At 66.9% G+C, this 18,890-nt stretch carries 15 protein-coding genes; 12 read left to right on the forward strand and 3 right to left on the reverse strand.

Going from position 1 to position 18,890, the window contains the following annotated elements; all coding sequences use genetic code 11:
* Positions 1-13: 13 nt before the first annotated feature.
* Positions 14-2,137: a tetratricopeptide repeat-containing sulfotransferase family protein gene (locus IE191_RS15490; RefSeq protein WP_191325293.1), complete on the reverse strand. Its 2,124-nt coding sequence runs from the start codon at positions 2,135-2,137 to the stop codon at positions 14-16.
* 446 nt (positions 2,138-2,583) lie between these two features.
* Between IE191_RS15490 and IE191_RS15495 the strand changes: the two genes are divergently transcribed.
* From IE191_RS15495 to IE191_RS15540, 10 genes are all read left to right on the forward strand, one after another.
* Positions 2,584-5,025, forward strand: a complete 2,442-nt coding sequence (locus IE191_RS15495) for a TonB-dependent receptor (RefSeq protein ID WP_191325294.1) — start codon at positions 2,584-2,586, stop codon at positions 5,023-5,025.
* 133 nt (positions 5,026-5,158) lie between these two features.
* Positions 5,159-5,851, forward strand: a complete 693-nt coding sequence (locus tag IE191_RS15500; protein ID WP_191325295.1) for a TetR/AcrR family transcriptional regulator — start codon at positions 5,159-5,161, stop codon at positions 5,849-5,851.
* A 207-nt stretch (positions 5,852-6,058) separates the two neighbouring features.
* Positions 6,059-7,249 (forward strand): amine dehydrogenase large subunit, encoded by a 1,191-nt coding sequence (locus IE191_RS15505; protein WP_191325296.1) that lies wholly within the window; start codon positions 6,059-6,061, stop codon positions 7,247-7,249.
* A complete protein-coding gene (locus IE191_RS15510) occupies positions 7,246-7,809 on the forward strand; it encodes a MauE/DoxX family redox-associated membrane protein (protein WP_308432921.1) in 564 nt (187 codons plus the stop codon). The genes IE191_RS15505 and IE191_RS15510 overlap by 4 nt, the downstream gene beginning before the upstream one ends.
* Before the next feature lie 7 nt (positions 7,810-7,816).
* A complete protein-coding gene (locus IE191_RS15515) occupies positions 7,817-8,419 on the forward strand; it encodes a thioredoxin domain-containing protein (protein ID WP_191325297.1) in 603 nt (200 codons plus the stop codon).
* Between the two features lie 28 nt (positions 8,420-8,447).
* Positions 8,448-8,996 (forward strand): methylamine dehydrogenase light chain, encoded by a 549-nt coding sequence (locus IE191_RS15520; protein ID WP_191325298.1) that lies wholly within the window; start codon positions 8,448-8,450, stop codon positions 8,994-8,996.
* Positions 8,997-9,007: 11 nt separating this feature from the next.
* A complete protein-coding gene (locus IE191_RS15525) occupies positions 9,008-9,553 on the forward strand; it encodes a cytochrome C (protein WP_191325299.1) in 546 nt (181 codons plus the stop codon).
* A gap of 154 nt (positions 9,554-9,707) precedes the next feature.
* Positions 9,708-10,868, forward strand: coding sequence for an aminotransferase (locus tag IE191_RS15530; RefSeq protein WP_191325300.1), 1,161 nt, complete (start codon positions 9,708-9,710; stop codon positions 10,866-10,868).
* A gap of 128 nt (positions 10,869-10,996) precedes the next feature.
* Positions 10,997-12,826, forward strand: a complete 1,830-nt coding sequence (locus tag IE191_RS15535; RefSeq protein ID WP_191325301.1) for a transferrin-binding protein-like solute binding protein — start codon at positions 10,997-10,999, stop codon at positions 12,824-12,826.
* A 53-nt stretch (positions 12,827-12,879) separates the two neighbouring features.
* Complete coding sequence (locus tag IE191_RS15540; RefSeq protein ID WP_191325302.1) at positions 12,880-13,410, forward strand: hypothetical protein; 531 nt, start codon at positions 12,880-12,882, stop codon at positions 13,408-13,410.
* 205 nt (positions 13,411-13,615) lie between these two features.
* Here the strand turns inward: IE191_RS15540 and IE191_RS15545 are convergent, their stop codons facing one another.
* Together IE191_RS15545 and IE191_RS15550 are read right to left on the reverse strand one after the other, a co-directional pair.
* Positions 13,616-16,051, reverse strand: a complete 2,436-nt coding sequence (locus IE191_RS15545; protein WP_191325303.1) for an FtsK/SpoIIIE family DNA translocase — start codon at positions 16,049-16,051, stop codon at positions 13,616-13,618.
* Between the two features lie 93 nt (positions 16,052-16,144).
* Positions 16,145-16,675 (reverse strand): thiamine phosphate synthase, encoded by a 531-nt coding sequence (locus tag IE191_RS15550; RefSeq protein ID WP_191325304.1) that lies wholly within the window; start codon positions 16,673-16,675, stop codon positions 16,145-16,147.
* Between the two features lie 22 nt (positions 16,676-16,697).
* Between IE191_RS15550 and IE191_RS15555 the strand changes: the two genes are divergently transcribed.
* Positions 16,698-17,363 (forward strand): YggS family pyridoxal phosphate-dependent enzyme, encoded by a 666-nt coding sequence (locus tag IE191_RS15555; protein WP_191325305.1) that lies wholly within the window; start codon positions 16,698-16,700, stop codon positions 17,361-17,363.
* Positions 17,364-17,470: 107 nt separating this feature from the next.
* A complete protein-coding gene (locus IE191_RS15560; RefSeq protein ID WP_191325306.1) occupies positions 17,471-18,883 on the forward strand; it encodes a sensor domain-containing diguanylate cyclase in 1,413 nt (470 codons plus the stop codon).
* The last annotated feature ends 7 nt before the right edge of the window (positions 18,884-18,890 follow it).

Below are 18,890 nucleotides of genomic sequence, written 5' to 3' on the forward strand. Positions count from 1 at the left end.
GCCGCCGGCGGGTTCACCAGTCCGCCGGCACGCCGGGATAGCTGTCCAGCACCGGGCCAAGCGCCACCCGCAGCGGATCGAGCCACGGCTCGAACCGCTTCCAGTGCTCCACGGCATCGGTATAGATCGGCTGGCGCACTTGTTCCGAACTGGCCGTGCGCACCGCGCGGCGGTTCTGCCAGAACGCCAGGCAACCGTCCTCGAACGGCACGCCCACGGCATCGAGCAGGGCGCGCACCTGGCCGGGCGTATCGGCCACCATCTCTTCATAGATCACGCGATGCACCGCGCCATGGCCGGCCTCCGCAGCCGCCCGGTCGAACTCGGCCATCTGCCGGACATAGGCGGCGTAATAGCGGCCGATCTCGCTCAGGTCATAGCTGAACACCTGCCCGCGCGCGAAATACTGCTTCCACCCCGAAAAGCAGCAGCCCAGCGGATGGCGCCGCGCGTCGATTACCGTGGCATAGGGCAGGATCATGCGGATCAGGCCCAGATGCTGCCAATTGTTGGGCATCTTGTCGACGAAGTAGGGGCGGTCGGTCTTGCGGTGGATGCGCGTGCGCTCCAGGTATTCCTCGCCCAGGCGGCGGCATTCCTCCGGCCCCAGCGCGGTGAGCAGAGCCGCCATATCGGCAAATTCGCCTTCTTCCACCCGCGCTTGCAGGCGGTCGGCAATCAGCATCATGTCGGGCAGTTCCATCGTGCCCTCGATCTGCGAATGGCTGGCCAGGATCTGCTCGACCAGCGTCGATCCGCTGCGCGGCAGGCCGACGACGAAGATCGGATCGGCCGCCGGACAGCCCCAGCCCGCCCGCTCCGCCAGGAACGGCGCGGTAAACAGCGCGGCATGGCTGGCCACCGCCGCCTCGGTGCGGGCGGGATCATAATCGAGCACGCTGCGGCGCAGGGCATTGCCGCGCGCATAGTGGGCAAAGGCGCTTTCGGCAGCAGCGGGGTCGTCGCGGCTCTGGTCCTCAAAGGCCTTGCCCAGCGCGAAATGCAGTTGCGCCACGTCCTCGGCCCGGTCCCCGCCCACGGCATCGTGCGGCAGCGCGGCGCGCATCGCGGCAATGTCCGCCTTGTCCAGCCGCACGGTCTTGAGATTGGCCAGGCTCCACCACGCTTCCCCTGTCGCGGGATCGAGCGCGGCGGCGCGGCGATAGGCCTCGATCGCGGCGGCCTGGTTGCCGATGGTCTTTTCCACGTGCCCCAGATTGAGCCAGACGCGCGGCCGCCCCTTATCGCGGGCCAGGATCGCGCGGTAGAGATCGCGCGCGCCCTCCTGGTCGCCGATCCGCACCAGCAGCGAGGCCTTGAGCATGGCATGACCGCCGTGTTCGGGATCGTCCGCCACCAGCCGCGTGGCATGGTCCAGCGCCTCGGCCACGTCCGGCCCCATGGCCAGCAGGCGCACCAGGAGTTCGCGCGCGGCGGCAAAGGCCGGTGCCCGCGCCACGGCGGCGCGCAGCAGCGGCACGGCCGCCTCGATCTCGCCTTGCCGCCACAACACTTCGCCCAGCAGGCGCAAGGCAGCCGGATCGGCCGGCCAGGCCGCCAGCCGCGCCCGCACTTGCGCCTCGGCATCCTCCAGCCGCCCTTCCCCCATGGCCATGGCGGCGCGCAGCAGCACCGGATCTTTCGATGCGGCCTCGATCCCGGCAACATCGGCGCGGGCCGCGCCGGCTTCGTCCCCCGTCGCGCGCAGCAGCCCGGCCAGGGCCTGCCACGCATGGGCCATGTCCGGCTTGAGCGCCACCGCGCGGCGCAACTGCGCAATGGCTTCGGGCACCGCCCCCAGCGCGGCCAGCGTCAATCCCAGTTCCGCCGCCGCCGCCGCCGCGCGCGGCTGCGCCGCTGCCAGCGCGGCCAGCACGCCACGAGCCTCATCCAGCCGCCCCAGCGCGCGCAGCGCCTGGCCTTCGATCAGCACCGCATGGGGATGGCCGGGCACAGCCCGCAGGATTTCGCGGGCCTGCGCCAGGGCCAGCGCCGGCTGCCGGGCCAGCAGGCGGGCTGCATGGCCCAGCGCGGCCTCGACCGTGCCACTGGCCGCCCCGCCCTTGGCTGGCTCACCCAAGCGCGCGGCCTGCTGCGCCGTGTTCGCCCCGCGCTGGCCGGCCCATTCATTTGCCATCACAGTTCCCGCCATCCGTGTTTACCCGAAGGCAAGCATGCCACGCCCGCACGATTACGCAACTGCGAACAGCACAATCCCGCGCCCGCAGCACGTTCCGGCGCCATCTGCGATGCCAGATCATGAATTTTTGTTGACAGCGCCTGTTTTGCTGGCACTATCCAATCCCAGACAGTCGTACAAAATGCGCCGCAACGCGGCACTATGTGGCCAAATCAATACCTTGCACACGCTGCGCTGCGATCGCGCAGCCCTGTTGCCATTTGCGCGGCGGGGCTTTCTCGCAATGGCTAGCCTGTACAGGGTTTGATCGCACAAGTGCCCACGACGGTGCGGCGACTGCACAAGAAGCGGCATAACAACAATAGAATACCAGGAACACCGCCACGATTACCGTCCGCAGGAAGACGGCAACAAGAATGTCAGGCCATCAGGGGGCATGAACAATGGTGTTTGAACAACGGTCGCCGATCAAGCGCGCGCTGGGTTTCCTCGGCGCTTCGACCGTCCTTTCCAGCCTGGCGCTGCCTGTCGCGGCCCTCGCGCAAACCGCACCGGCGGCAGCCCCGGCGCCCGATGCCGCCGATGCGGGAACGGGCGGGCTCGGCGAAATCGTGGTGACCGCCACGCGCAAGGCCGAAAGCGTACAGAAGGTGCCGATTTCGATCCAGGCCCTCGGCGCGGAAAAGCTGGAGCAGCACCAGGTCGCCACCTTCGCCGACTATGCCGGCATGCTGCCATCGGTCAGCTTCTCCGGCCTCGGGCCGGGCCAGAGCGAAGTCTATTTCCGTGGGATCGCCGTGGATGGCGGTGCGCTGTCGACCAGTGGCACTTATCTCGACGATGTGCCGATTTCCGCGCCGGCGCGCATGCCCGAAGTCCACATCTACGATATCGAGCGTGTCGAGGCCCTGTCCGGACCGCAAGGCACGCTCTATGGCGCCGGCTCGCTTGCCGGCACGCTGCGCATCATCACCAACAAGGCCAAGATCGGCAAGTTCGAAGCGGGCACCGACGCGCAAGTGGATGCCTATGGCAAGGGCGCGGCCGGGGCGATGCTCGAAGGCTTCGTCAACATTCCCGTCAACGAACATGTCGCCGTGCGCATGATGGGCTTCTACGATCACGAAGGCGGCTACATCGACAACACCCACGGCACTTATACCTACCAGTTGGGCGACGACGATCCCAGCACCACCTATACCGTGGACAACGCCACGCTGGTGCAGAAGAACTACAATCCGGTCGACAGCTATGGCGGGCGCATCAACGCCACGATCGAGGCGGGCGACTGGAAGCTCTATCCGTCCGTCACTTATCAATATCTCGATGCCAAGGGCTTCTTCAACTACGATCCGCGCGTCGGCGATCTTGAAGTGCACGATTACAGCCCGACCGAGAATATCGACAAGTGGGTCCAGGCCTCGCTGACCATCCAGGGCAAGATCGGCGATTTCGACCTGGTGTCGTCCTCGGGATATTTCCGCCGCAAGATCCACAACACCAGCGACTACACCTATTACTCGGTCCACTATGACCAGTTGGGCGACGGCTACGAGAACTATCTCAAGTTCCGCGACAAGAGCGGCAACTTCATCAACCCCACCCAATCCTACATCGGCCGCCTCACCCAGACCAAGGTGACACAGGAGTTGCGCCTGTCGGTGCCCAAGGAATGGGGCTTCGACCTCACGGTCGGCGGGTTCTTCCAGTTCCAGAAGATGTCGCAGGACGACGACTACCAGATTCCGGGCCTGAGCCAGATCGACCTTGCCACCTCGTGCGCCGATGGCTGCGAGTGGAACCCGGCGATCAAGCGTGACGCCTTCTACAACCAGGATCTCGACCAGAAATTCCGCGACTATGCGGTGTTTGCCGAAGGCACGGTGCCGGTCACGTCCAAGCTCAAGGTGACCGGCGGCATCCGCGTGTTCAAGGCCAACAACTCGGTCTATGGTTTCAGCGGCGTGGCTTCCACGGCAATCGCCCTGGGCTGCACCGTGCCGTTCCCGGCCGACCAGCGCTTTTCCTGCGTCAACAACAACAAGCCCGCCTACAATGAAACCGGCGAAACGCACAAAGTCAGCGTCGCCTGGCAGGTTACCCCGGACAAGATGGTCTACGCGACCTACTCCACCGGCTTCCGTCCCGGCGGCACCAACCAGTTGCCGGCCATGGGCACCTACAACGCCGACCGCCTGACCAACTACGAAGTGGGCTTCAAGACCAGTTGGAACAATATGTTGCGCTGGAACCTTGCTGCCTATTACGAAAAGTGGACGGGCGTGCAGTACACCGTCATTCCGCTCGGCTATTTCGGCAACGGCGGCACGGTCAATGCCGGCGCGGCGCGGGTGCTGGGCATCGAAACCGATTTCGACCTCAAGCTGGGGCAGTTCACCCTGAGCGGTTCGGGCGCCTACAACGACGCCAAGCTGACGCAGGATTTCTGCTTGCTCAACCCTGACACCTTGGTACCGTTCACCGATTGCGACACCAATTCAGACCATCTTGCCGCTGCCAAGGGCACCCGCCTGCCGCGCCAGCCGCGCTTCAAGGGCCAACTTTCCGCGCGCTATGACGGCAACTGGGGCTCGCTGAACGACTTCGCGCAACTGACCATGCACGCGCAGACCCTGTCCACATCCAATCTCGATACTGTCAAGAACGGGCTGCTGGGCAACACGCCGGGCTTCGTCAGCTTCGATTTCTCGACCGGGGTGTCGAAGGACAACTGGACGTTGACGGCCTTCGTGGAAAACATGTTCGATCGGCGCGGGCAGCTTTCCAAGAACACCTTCTGTGCCATCGAATACTGCTCCGGCTCGTCTCGCACCATGCCGATCAAGCCGCAGTATTTCGGATTGAAGTACTCGATACGCTATTGACGCGCTGCCGGGGGTTTACGCGATCCCGGATCACGCCATGCCTGTCCCCGTCGTGCCCCGGCACGGCGGGGATTTTTCCGGTTGCTGCGATCGCAACTGGCCGCCACCGGCGCGGCGTGATAGCCTCAAGGCAATGACGCCAGCAGACCGCGCTCTTGCCCTGCCCCTCACCCTGCCCCGGCCCGGCGGCTATGCCCGCGGCGCCGCCACGGCCGAAGCCATCGTCAAGGCCGCGCTCAAGGTCTTGATCGAGGAAGGCGCGGCGCAGTTTACCGTGCGGCGCATCGCTGCCGAATGCGGGATGAAAGTCGGCAATGTCAGCTATCACTTCCCGCGCAAGGACATGCTGGTCCAGGTCATGCTGGCCGACATGCTGGAAAGCTATGACAAAGTGCTCGACAGCCAGGTGCGCCAACCCGGGCTCAGCGCGCGGGAAAGGCTGCGCCGCGTCATTGCGCTGTGCCTGGAAGACATTGCCGGCAAGCGCACCACCCGCCTGTTCACTGAACTGTGGGCCATGGCCAACCACAACGCCGTGGTGGCAGAGCGCGTCGCCCAGTTTTACGCCCGCGTCCATGGCGTGATCTGCGAATATGTGAGCGAACTGAACCCTGCGCTTGATGCCGCGCAAGCCCAGACGGTTGCGCTCTACATCAGCGCCTCGATGGAAGGGGCCACGCCGTTCCTGGGCCATGAAAAGCCCTGGGCCGATCGCATGCCTGCGTTCATCGCCATCGCCGGCAAGGCGCTGGTGGACCTGGCCTGCACGATCACCCCGGATGACATCGCCGGCCTGCCGCAGCCCTGCCTGCTGCCGCAAACATGATGTGATGCCAGATCGGGCAAAAAGTTTTGCGGCACCTGCGAATGCGGCTTGACTGAAATAGGACATTCGTCAAGACTTGAGATCGCAACGGCAGGCGGGGGCATGCCGGAATCGGGGGAAAGCCCCGGTCTGCTGCGCTCCATCGCCCTGCCGCACACACCTTCGCGCTCACCACGGGCTGTTACATACGAACAGGGGCCGGCCACGATGACGTTTGCTGCCACCAAGGGGCATTTCTTCGCATCTGCAACATGGGTCATGGCGCTGGCTGGTGCCTTCGCCGTGGCGAGCATGGCCCCGGCCCGCGCGGCCCCGGTCGCTTCGGTCGAGCCCGAACAGTCCGACGTGGCGCAACTCACCCCGCCACAGCCGAGCTGGTTCTTCATCAACCGCGGCTTCACCGAGAATTCGTCGGCGATCTATGACACGGTGACCGGCAAGCTGCTCGGCCATGTCGAAACCCCGCAATTGACCGACCTGGCGCTCGATCCGGCGGGCAAGTTCTATTACGTCTCGTCCACCTTGTGGACCAAGGCCTCGCGCGGCACACGGCAGGACTATGTCTCGGTGTTCGACAGCGTCGATCTCAAGCTCCAGGCCGATATTCCCATGCCCGGCCGCCTCCTGGTCGGCGGCCGCCTGAACAACTTCGTGATCAGCCCCGATGGCAAGTTCGGCTATGTCTACAACATGAGCCCGGCCTCGTCGGTCAACGTGATCGACCTTGTCGCGCGCAAGTTCGTCAAGACCGTGGAACTGCCCGGCTGCGCCAGCATGGTCGCCGTGCCCGGCGTGGGCGTGTCCGCGCTGTGTTCCGACGGGTCGCTGGCCACGCTCACGCTGTCGGGCGCCAAAAGCCAGATCACCCGCAGCGAACCGTTCTTTTCGGCAACCGACGATCCGATCTTCGACAATTTCCAGGTCGACCGGGCGAAGAACCAGATCGTGATGCTCAGCTACACGGGCAAGATCTACACCGCCACGCTGGGCGCCAAGCCGGTGATTTCCGCGCCGTTCTCGCTTCAGGAAGCCGCCGGCGTTCCGGCCGGATCGGCCGCCCCCAACCAGGTCAACTGGTATCCCGGCGGGGTGCAGCAGATGGCCCTGCACCGCGCCACCGGCCAGCTCTACGTGCTGATGCACATGGGCGAATTCTGGTCGCACAAGGCCGGGGCCAACGAAGTGTGGCAGCTCGATCTGGCCAGCCACAAAGTGGTCAAGCGCATGACAGTGCCGGGCGAACCGCGCATGATCGCGGTGACGCAGGAAGCCGCCCCGCATCTGGTTTTCGCCGGAGAAGACGAGACGGTCTATGTCTATGATCTGGCCACCGGCAAGCAGGCGTGGAAGCTGGATCACGCCGGCAATGGCGTGATCACCGTGGCACAGGCGCAGTGATCACGCTCTCCGCCCCGGATCCCGTCGGTCTCGTGGCGCTGGCGCTCACCGGGCGGATCGCCATGGTGGGCGTGGGGCTGGTGTTCGTCTCGGCGGCGATTGCCAAGCTGCGCCATCGCGCCTTGCTGCCCGGCGTGATCGCCAATTACCGCCTGCTGCCCGAAGCGCTGGTGGCGCCCGCTGCAACCGTGCTGCCCGGCGCCGAACTGGGGCTGGGCCTGTGGCTGCTGAGCGGCGCGCTGGTTGCCCCGGCAGCGGCCCTGACCATAGCGCTGCTCGCGCTGTTTGCCTGGGCCATGGCGGTCAACCTGCGGCGTGGGCGCGGGCATATCGACTGTGGGTGCGGCCATGCCGCGCTGCGCCAGCCGCTGGCCTGGCCGCTGGTGCTGCGCAACCTCGGCCTGGCGGCGCTGCTGCTGCCGGCCCTGGCGGGCCTGCCCGCCCCGGCCGGCACCTGGCCGCTCGCCTGGGCAGGCGGCGCGGTGCTGTTTCTGTTGTTCCAATTGTTCAATGCGATCGTGGCGCTGGCGGGTTCGCCGCTCGCCGCCGCGCGGAGGTAAGCAGGCGATGATGACGGCTCTGATCGTTTCGCAAGGAATTTCCTGGGTGATCATCGCGTTGCTGGTGGTGGCGCTGCTCGCGCTGGCCCGGCAAGTGGGCGTGCTGCACATGCGCGTGGCGCCTGCTGGCGCGCTTACCACCGCCGGTGGGCCTTCGGTCGGCAGCGCCAGCCAGGCGGTCGCCAGCCACACGCTCGATGGCGCGGCGATCAGCGTGGGCGGCGCCGCGCCCGGCACGCCGCTGCGCCTGCTGATGTTCGTCTCGGCCTCGTGCCCGCTGTGCAAGAACCTGATCCCCATGGCCAAGTCCTTCGCCCGCGACGAGCGGGTGGCACTGACGTTTGTGGGGGATGACAGCGTGGATGCGCAGCGCGAGATGATCGCCCGCCATGGCCTGGAAGCCTATCCTTTCGTCAACGGGCCGGAAGTAGGCCAGGCTTTCGCCGTGGGCAAGCTGCCCTTCGCGGTGCTGCTCGATGACAAGGGCGTGGTGCTGTCCAAGGGCCTGGTCAACAGCCGCGAACATCTCGAAAGCCTGGTGATCGCCCACGAAATGGGAGTCCACTCGGTGCAGGACTATGTCGCGCGCATGCATGGCGCGGTCGCCTGAACAACGCGCGTTTTGAGGGGCAACGATCATGATCCATTTCGACGCTGACAGCCTGGGCGAAAAGGTCCTGCGGCGCTTTGCCGGCGGCACCTCGCGCCGGGGCATCCTCGCCCGCCTCGGCACCGCGCTGGTCGCCGCGCCACTGTTCCCGGTGCTGCCGGTCAGCCGCGCCAACGCCGCACCGGCCAAGCCCGATCGCGGCCCGGAAGCCAAGACCACGTTCGCGCGCGGCGCGCAGGTGACCGACAACACCAAGTGCGATTACTGGCGCTATTGCGCGATCGACGGCGCGCTGTGCACCTGCTGCGGTGGTGGGGTACACACCTGCCCGCCAGGTGCCGAACCGTCCCCCGTCTCGTGGGTGGGCACTTGCGTCAATCCCGAAGACGGCAAGTCCTACCTCATTGCCTACCGCGATTGCTGCGGCAAATCCTATTGCAACAAGTGCAATTGCGACAATGCCGACCGCGAGACGCAGATCTACGTGCCGCAATTGAACAACGACATCATCTGGTGTTTCGGCACGCAGAGCATGGAATACCACTGCTCCACCGCCGTGCTGGTCGGCGCGGCCTGAGGGCAAGGCCGATGATGCGGATCGCCCGCCTGTCCCTGCTCGCCGCCACGGCCCTGTTCAGTGCGGGCCTCGCCACCCGGCTGAGCGCCGCGCACGACGGCGCGGCAGCCGCCCCGGCGCAACACGTGATGGAAGACCCCAACCAGGCCCGCGTCGACTACATCGAGAATTGCGGCGGCTGCCACGGCGTGAACGGCAGCACGGTGCCCGCGCAACTGCCCGAGCTGATGGGCCGCGTCGGCTGGTTCATGTGCACGCCCGACAGCCGCGCCTATCTGCTGCGCCTGCCCAACGTGGCGCACAGCCGCATTCACGACAATGCCGAACTGGCAGACCTGATGAACTACGTGGTCTTCGTGCTCGGCGGCAACAGCGTGCCTGCCGGCACCCGCCCGTTCACCGCCGAGGAAGTGGGCCGCGAGCGCCAGCACGCCCTGTCCAACGCCTCGCTCACCGCCGAGCGCCTGCGCCACGCCACGGCCGCGGTGAAGCAATGCCACGCCCCGCAAAGCATCAAGCTGCTCTATCCCGGCTACAATCCCGCCACCGCGCATTGATTCTCGAACAGCAACGCCAAGCCCGCTCTCTCCTCTGAAGACGCGGGCGCGGTCCTTCTGCTCCCCTTCCTCTTCAGGGGAGGGGGTCGGGGGGTGGTACAGGCGGCCAAACCCACCCTTTGCCCCAGCCCGCCCGAGCGGCTAGGACTAGCCAATGCCGCGCCTCAATCCGCTCTACGCCCAGATGCCCACCACGATTTTCGAGGCAATGTCCGGCCTCGCGCGGCAGCATGGCGCAATCAACCTGGGCCAGGGCTTTCCCGACGGTCCGCCCCCGCCTGCCCTGGCGCAGGCTGCCACGCGCGCCATGGCGGAGCGGTCTCAGCAATATCCGCCCATGGCCGGGGTGCCCGAACTGCGCGATGCCGTCGCCGCGTTCTACGCCCAGCGCCAGGGGCTGAACCTCTCGCGCGAACACGTGATCGTCACCTCCGGCGCGACCGAGGCGGTGGCGGCTGCCATCCTCGCCACGGTGCAGCCCGGCGATGAGGTGCTGGTGCTGGCCCCGGCCTATGATGCCTATGCGCCGCTGGTGCGTCGCGCCGGCGGCGTGCCGGTGTTCGTCGCGCTCACCCCGCCAGACTGGGCCATGCCGCTTGCCGCCTTGCGCGCGGCGCTCACCCCGCGCACCCGCGCCCTGATTCTCAACGATCCGCTCAATCCCACCGGCACGATCACCACCCCTGCGGAGCGCGCCGCGCTTGCCGCGTTGTGCGTCGAAGCCGATCTCGTCGCGATCTGCGACGAAGTGTGGGAAGTGGTCCGCTTCGATGGCCAGCCCCATGCCTCGCTGATGGCCGAACCGGGCATGGCCCAACGCACGATCAAGATCGGCTCGGCCGGCAAGATCTTTGGCGCCACCGGCTGGAAAGTGGGCTGGCTGGTGGCCGACCCGGCGCTGTCCGGCGTGGTCGCCCGCGCGCACCAGTTCCTCACCTTCACCACGCCGCCCATGCTGCAATGGGCCGTGGCGGAGGGCCTGGCCGATGACGCGCTGATCGATGGGCAGGTGGCCGATTGGGCCGCCTCGCGCCAGGCGCTGCTGACGGCGCTGGCGGCCCATGGCTTTGCCACGCTACCCGGCACCGCCACCTGGTTTTCGTGCATCGATCTGCGCCAGAGCGGCTTTGCCCTCGACGATGCCACTTTCGCCAAACGTGCCGTTACCGAAGCCGGCGTCGCCACCATCCCGCTCTCAGCGCTGTGGGAAGGCCCGCCCGCGCCGCGCCACATCGTGCGCCTGTGCCACTGCAAGCCGACAGCCATGCTTCACGACGCGGTGGCGCGCCTCGCCCGGTGGCGCGAGGGCCTTTGACGTCGCGATTGTCGCCACATGCTGACGCATTTCTGTGCGACAAGATACGGATGTTCTGGAACAATAAGTAAAATAGCGTATTATCGCGCCGATTTGGATGCTCTTTCTCCGTCCAGAAGGATAAGGCCATGGCGCGTGTGCTTCCTGGAAAGATGGGCAAGTCGCTGCCATTTCTCGCCCTGGCGCTGGCCGCGCCCCTCACCGGATGCGGCGATGGCGGCGGCGTGGCCAGCACCAACGAACCCAACACCCCGCCGTCTCCCCCCGCCAAGCCCACCAACGACGATCTGGTCGGAACCCTGGTGAGCGAGGCGTTCGTCAACGACGCGCGCACGCAAACCGCCTATATGCCGATCACCACCGCCCAGCCCAACACCGCGACGAGCAGTCCGCTCACCATCGAATACAAGGCCTCGACCCAGACCTACACCGTAACCACCCAGGGCCGCACGCAAGACTTCGGGCCGGCGCAGAAGGATGCCACACTCAGCACCGCCGAGGCCACGGTCTACAGCCGCTCTGCCGGCGCGCTGACCGAGACGCTGTCCCTGTCGACGAACAGCACCGATCCCGGTACGCCCGATGCTCCGCTGTTCCGCTATGTCGGTTCCGGCCTGTGGCAGCGCACGCAGACCGATGCGCCCAACAGCACCGCAACGATGGACTATTTCACCTATGGCGTGCCCACGCCCGCGTCGGCCATGCCCAAATCGGGGACAGCCACGTTCGGCGTGCGTATCGATGGCGAAGCCGGCTACAGCAACTATATCCTGGTGTTGAAAGGTGGCGGCCGCTTTTCCGTCGATTTCGCCAGCGGCAAGCTGACCGGCAGCGGCACGATGGACGGCTATATCGCGGGTGCGCTCAAGCACACCGATATGATCTGGTCGTCGCAAGCGACCTTGGCATCGGGGGGCACCACCTTTTCCGGCAGCTTCAGTACCCTCTATCGGCCGGGCACAATCAATGGCCGATTCTACGGCCCCAATCACGAGGAATTGGGCGCGGTATGGGATAGTAAGCTGCTCGACAACGTGGTGGCAACCGGCACGATCAGGGGTCGCGATACGGCAACGATGCCATCCAACAACGGCCTGTCGAATCTTGTGATAAACGAGGACCTGGGCGGCGCGGCCATGGTCGTCAACTATTACCGAGCCGGAGGCACCAATGCCTGGTCGAGCGGCAATCTGTTCGGCCAGGGTTTCAATGTCAGCTATTCCGAAACGGCCAAGGCCTTGGTGGTGGAAGCGCCGATCAACGGATACACCGGCATTTCCGCGACGCTCACGCCGGCGATCCTTGACACGGCGCTGAGCAACGCCGCCTACGATGTCTATGCCGCCGAGGACGTGACGCATGGCGCGCGCACCGGCACGCTTCGCATATCCCGGCCCGGCCCGGCCAACCCGGTCGTGGCCCTGACCTATACCGGCTTCGGCACGTTCGAATCCGCGACGGTAAGGCCCGACACCGGCTCGCCGTATAGCGATTTCGCCTTTGCCTTTGGTGAGGCGACCCCGGCGTCTGCGGTTCCGACCAGTGGCAGCGCCACCTACAGCGGCGTGATCCTGGGCTATTCCGGCGCGCCATCAGACGGCACCACCCGCCCCTACGCGATCAGCGGTGAGGCGCACATGGCTTACAATTTCGCAGGCTCCACGCTGACCGGCACACTCAACCCGGTGGCAACCGACCGCGACACCGGCACGGCCTATGCCCTGGACGCCTATACGTTCACCGGCCAGGGCACTGCCGGCAAGGCCACATTCGCTGCCACGTTCGACAAGGCCATCAACGTGCTGGGCCTCGGCAATACCAACGGCGCGATCAACGGGCAATTCACCGGCCCCCATGCCGAGGAATTCTATGCCTCCTGGCACGCCGGGATGATCGATCCCAAAGGGGGCAGCAACCTCGACATGGGTGGGGTGATCGTCGGCAAGCAGGGGAAATGATCCGGAACCCCACTCTTTGCCTGGGGCCGATTTGCGCCTAAGGCGCAGCGATCATGACCGCTTCGCTTGCCCTGACCCGCCTGTCCCGCCTGATTGCCGCCAGCCATTCGTGGGAAACCGCCCGCGCCTTCAAGGCCTATGTACCGGGCGAGGACGACATGGCGGTGATGGCCAGCCGCGCGCAAGACGTGCTCAAGGTGATGGCCGGCAAGGACGTGACCGCGCCGATGCTCAATGCCGCCTATGCCGTGCATCTCGGCCGCGCGCTGACCGCGCCGATCATCGTGGTGGAAGGCACGCTGAGCGTGGCCGGCGAAGCCATGGCACAAGACCATGGTTGGGTGATGATCGGCCCCTGGGTGGCCGACATGGCGCTGTTTTCCCGCGCCTATGCCCCCGATGCGCCGCCGCGCCTCGCCACCCATGTGCTGCGCGCCTTCGGGCCGGGCAAGGGCCTGTTCTGCGAAGCCTGGCGCCGCACCGCGCGGCTCGGCCTGGGCTATGAACCGCGCCGCGTGCTGGCAGAAGCCGAAGTGACGGCGCTGGTGGGCGAAGCGACGGCAGCGATACGATCGGTGGCCTGAACCAAAGCGCCCTTCGACAAGCTCAGGGCGAACGGGTTTCACACATCAGATTTCACAGCCACCGTTCGGGCTGAGCTTGTCGAAGCCTGCTGGCCTGCAAGCGCTGCGTCAGCGCCCTTCGACAGGCTCAGGGCGAACGGGGGGCATAATTTCCGATGCTCGAAACGCGAGCAGATCAGGCCGACATCTTCAATCCCTGCCGCCATCACAGCGGGTTGCCGTCCTTGTCGCGATAGATCTCGCGGCGGCCGACGTGGTTGGCAGGGCCGACCAAGCCATCCTGCTCCATCCGCTCGATCCATTTTGACGCGGTGTTGTAGCCCACGCCCATCTGGCGCTGAATCCAGCTTGCCGAGGCCTTCTGGCTTTCGAACACGAGCTGGCAGACCTGGCGATACTTGCGGTCTTCGGGATTGTCCGAGGTGTCCAGCTCGTCGAAACCAAAGGAGCCTTCCTCGGGCTCTTCGGTGACCGAATCGACGTATTCCGGCTTGCCCTGCCCGCGCCAGTGATCGGCCACGCGCTCCACTTCCTCGTCGCTGACGAAGGGACCATGGACGCGCTTGATCGGGTCGGTGTTGGGCTTGTAGAGCATGTCACCCTTGCCCAGAAGCTGTTCGGCGCCCTGTTCGCCCAGGATGGTGCGGCTGTCGATCCGGCTGGTCACGGCAAAGGAAATGCGCGTGGGCAGGTTGGCCTTGATCACCCCGGTGATCACGTCCACCGACGGGCGCTGCGTGGCCATGATCAGGTGGATGCCCGCCGCACGGCTCTTTTGCGAAAGCCGCTGGATCAGCACTTCCACTTCCTTGCCCACCGTGACCATCAGGTCGGCCAGCTCGTCCACGATCACCACGATCTGCGGCAGCACCTGGTATTCAAGCTGCTGTTCCTCGAACAGCTCCTCGCCGGTCTCGGGATCGAAGCCGACCTGGATGCGGCGGCCGAGCGGCTTGCCCTTGGCCTGCGCGGCGCGGACCTTTTCGTTGAAGCCCGACAGGTTGCGCACGCCGATCGACGACATCTGGCGATAGCGCCGCTCCATTTCCTCGACCGCCCATTTCAGCGCGCGCACGGCCTTGGCCGGCTCGGTCACCACCGGCGAAAGCAAGTGCGGGATATCGTCGTAGGACTTGAGTTCCAGCACCTTGGGATCGACCAGGATCATGCGGCACTGCGCGGGCGTGAGGCGGTAGAGCAGCGAGAGCAGGATGCAGTTCAGCCCCACCGACTTGCCCGAGCCGGTGGTGCCGGCCACCAGCAGGTGGGGCATGGTGGCAAGGTCCGCCACGATCGGTTCGCCGGCGATGTCCTTGCCCAGAATGATCGGCAGCAGGCCCTTGGCATTGACGAACTTGTCGCAGGCCACCAGCTCGCGGAACGAGACCATGTCGCGGATCTGGTTGGGCAATTCGATGCCCATCACGGTGCGGCCCGGAATGGCCGAAACGCGCGCGGAAACCGCGCTCATGTTGCGGGCGATATCGTCGGCCAGGCCGATCACCCGGCTCGCCTTGATGCCGGGCGCCGGTTCCAGTTCATACATGGTCACCACCGGGCCGGTGCGCACGGCGGTGATTTCGCCTTTCACGTTGAAATCGTCGAGCACGTTCTCGAGCAGGCGCGCGTTGCGTTCCAGCGCCAGCTTGTCGATCTTGGGCTGCGCGCTGGCGGGAATTTCCTCGAGGATGTCGATCGCGGGCAGCGCGAACTTGTCGAACAGGTCGTTCTGCCGCGCCTGGGCCTTGGCGGCCGGAGCCGGGCCGCGCTGCGGATCGCTGATCTCGGTGGGGCGGCGCGGCGCTGCGGCATCGGCGGGAATCACCGGGCTGCGGGTTTCGAACGGCGGCTCGTCGTCGGCGTCGTCGTCATCGGCCAGTAGGGCGTCGGCAGCGGCCGCCTTGGCCTTGGGCGCACGGCGCTGGCGCGCGGGGGCTGCCTCGGCATCGTCGGCGCGCGGGGAGCGGCGCAGGAACGCGGGAATGGACAGCAGGCGCCCCCAGTCCAGCGCAAAGACCCGGCCGGTCAGGAACAGGCCTCCGCCCAGCGCCACCAGCGCCAAACCCAGGATGATCCAGCCCTGCGCCACCGGCACCAGCCCGGCCAGCGCACGCACGCCGGCCGCGCCGAGCAAGCCGGTCAGCCCGCCAAAGCCTGCGGGCAAGCCGCCGCCGCGCCCGGTGAAAGCCAGGGCCAGCGCGCTGCCCGACAGCATCATGGCCAGCACAAGGCCCAGCGCCAGCCGCCACCATGCCGGATCGGGCGTGGCTTCCTCGTCTTCCTCGTCCACGTCGATCAGGTCACCAGCCGCATCCCACAGGCGGCGGGCGAAGACGAACAGCAGCGGCACCAGCAGGCCGCCCGGCAGGCCGAACAAGACCAGCACGCGCTCTGCCGCCCAGGCACCGGGCAGGCCCATCCAGTTGTCCACCGGGCTGCCCGAAGCGGTGCTGCCCGAAGGATCGGTCTGGGTATAGCTGGCCAAGGCCAGCGCCAGGAACACCATGGCGCCAAACAGCGTGGCGCCACCGATCAGTTCGGCACTGCGCCGGAAGCTGCGCCGCAGCACGGCCCGCCAATTGGGGTTGCCCCGGCCCGCGCCGGGGGTCGAACGATTGGGGGTGAGTGCCCGCGAAGCCATGATGCCAAGTGTTCCCTTCTGGCCCCCATCATCGTCCCAAGTGCCCGACCGGTCAAGAATCCTGCGGGAAAAGCCAGGGATTGTGCGGGCTTTTCACGACAGGCCGTCGATCGCCGCCCAGCCCTGCACCCGCCCGCCGCGCGGCAGGCGGCGCGCCGCGCGTCGCGTCATCCCGCCCAGGGCCAGAACCGGGCACGGGCTCTGCCGGGCCAGCAGCAGGAAACGCACCATGCCCAGCACCGGGGCGCCGGGATGGCTGCGCGTGGGCAGCACCGGGGACAGCAGCACGGCATCGGCACCCGCCCGCGCCGCCGCGCCGATTTCCCGCAGCGAATGCGCCGTGGCCAGTCGCAAGCCGCCGCCAGCAAGCGCGGACGGCGCTCCATAGTGCCCCTGCGCCCCGCGCCCGCACGACGCCCCGGCCGCGATCAGGGCCACGCCACGGCTCGCCGCCTGCCGCCGCAACGCGGCCCAGCGACGGCGGCGCTCGGGCGCGGACAGGTGGTAATGGCGAAAGACCAGCGCACTGCCGCGCGGCAGGCGCGCCAAGGCCCGGTCGAGCACGGCATCGTTGCGCGCATCGCTGAGCAGGACCAATCGCGGCACGGGGTAGCGCTTTGCCATGACCACGCTATAGCACCGCGCCATGACCGGACCAGAGCATCCCCACTTGAACGACATCCGCGCCCGCATCGACCAGGCCGCGCGCATCGCCCGCCGCAAGGCCGAGACGGTGACGCTGGTCGCCGTGTCCAAGACCCACCCGGCCGAGGCGATCCGCCCGCTGATCGCCGCCGGGCAGACCGTGTTCGGGGAAAACCGCGTGCAGGAAGCCCAGGCCAAGTGGGCACCGCTGCGCGAGGAACATCCCGAGGTTGCGCTGCACCTGGTGGGCCAGTTGCAATCCAACAAGGCCGAAGACGCGGTGGCGTTGTTCGATTGCATCCACTCGCTCGATCGCCCCTCGCTGCTGACCGCGCTTGCCCGCGCGATGGACAAGACCGGCCGCCGCGTGCCGCTGTTCGTGCAGGTCAACATCGGCGCGGAAGAGCAGAAGGGCGGCTGCGCCATCGCCGACATGCCCGCCCTGCTGGACGAGGCACGCAAGGCAGACCTGCCGGTGATCGGCCTGATGTGCGTGCCCCCGGCCGGGATCGAGGCCGCGCCGTTCTTCGCGCTGCTCGACAAGCTGGCCGGCGACCACGGCCTGGCTGGCCGCTCGATGGGCATGAGCGAGGATTTTGAAACCGCGATCCAGCTTGGCGCCACCCACGTGCGCGTCGGCTCTGCCCTGTTCGGCGCGCGCGCCTGAATGCGTCGAATGCCGCGCAGGGCAATGCTTAGCGCGGTGCCCAGCCAGCCCTAGGCATTCATGCGCAGGCAGCCGTTCAGCCTGCTCCATCCGCCCTGGCCCTAAGGATGCGCAGTGGCGCCGGCATCCGCGTGGATGCGGGCGACGGCGCGGTGTCGACCGGGCCGGGTCTGGATCGGAACGGGAGCCCTGCGCGCGTGGTGAATGAGCGACGGCATGTCTTGCGTCGACTGCGCCTTCCGGGAATCGGAAGCAGCGAACGCCAGCGCCTGGGCTTCATGTACAATGGCGCCATCGCGTTGCAGGGCCTGTCGATCGCCATGGTGGCGGTGCACGACCTGCTCGATCGCATCGAGGGCACCAGCAGCGACCGCCTGCTGATCCTGGCGGTGGTGCTGCAAGTGGCCGTCGTCGCTTCGCTGCTGGGCTTCCGCGCGATCCTCATCGCCAATCACAACCACGAGCAGCACATGCGCGCCGATTCCGAAGCGGCACGGCGGCGCACGGCCGAACTCTTTGCGATGACCGACATGCTCCAGGCGGCGGAAACCAACGAGGAAGCCGGCGCGGTGCTGATGGTCACGGCGCGGCGCCTGCTCGGCGGCTATGGCGCCGCGCTCTATGTGCTCAACAATTCGCGCGATCGGCTGGACCTGGCGCGGCAGTGGGATTTGCCAACCGGATACCTCGCGCCCGATTCGCTTGCCCCCAGCCATTGCTGGGCGCTCAAGCGGGGCAAGGCCCACGTCAACGCGCCGGACGAAGGCGGCCTGTGCTGCGCACACCATGGCGGCGCCAATGCCGTGCTGGAAATCCCGATGATGGCCGGGGGCCAGGTGCAGGGCCTGCTGATCCTGGCGCGCAGCGGTGCCCCGCCGGAAGGCGACTGCACTGAAGAACTCGCCAACTTGCGCCACCTCGGCACGGCGCTGGCGGACTCCATGTCGCTGGCGCTATCCAACATCGCCTTGCGCGATCGGCTGCGCACGCAGTCGCTGCGCGATCCGCTGACCGGGCTCTACAACCGTCGCTACATGGAAGACACGCTGGAGCGGCTGCTGGCGCTGTCGCACCGCTCGGGCAATCCCACGGCCGTGATCATGATCGATCTCGACAACTTCAAGGATCTCAACGACCGCTATGGCCACGCCAAGGGCGATGCCGTGCTGCGCGACGTGGCGGCGCAGATCGTCGGCACGCTGCGGCCGACCGATGTGGTCTGCCGCTATGGCGGAGAAGAGATCATTGCCATCCTGCCCGATTGCGCGCTGGCCGATGCCGTGACCAAGGCCGAACAGATCCGCCTGCGCGTGCAGGGCGTCACCGACATCCAGGGCTGCCCCGTCAGCGCCTCGCTGGGCGTGGCGGCCATGCCGGAAACCTCGGTGCGCGGGGAGGAACTGATCCCGGACGCAGACGCATCGCTCTATCTCGCCAAGGCATCGGGCAAGAACTGCGTGTTCGCGGCCGAACGCGTGACCTCGGGCCTGACGGTCGCACGGGTCGGCGAGAAGGGATAGCGCGAGC

It is taken from the genome of Novosphingobium pokkalii, assembly GCF_014652855.1.
In the GTDB taxonomy this organism is placed as follows: domain Bacteria; phylum Pseudomonadota; class Alphaproteobacteria; order Sphingomonadales; family Sphingomonadaceae; genus Novosphingobium; species Novosphingobium pokkalii.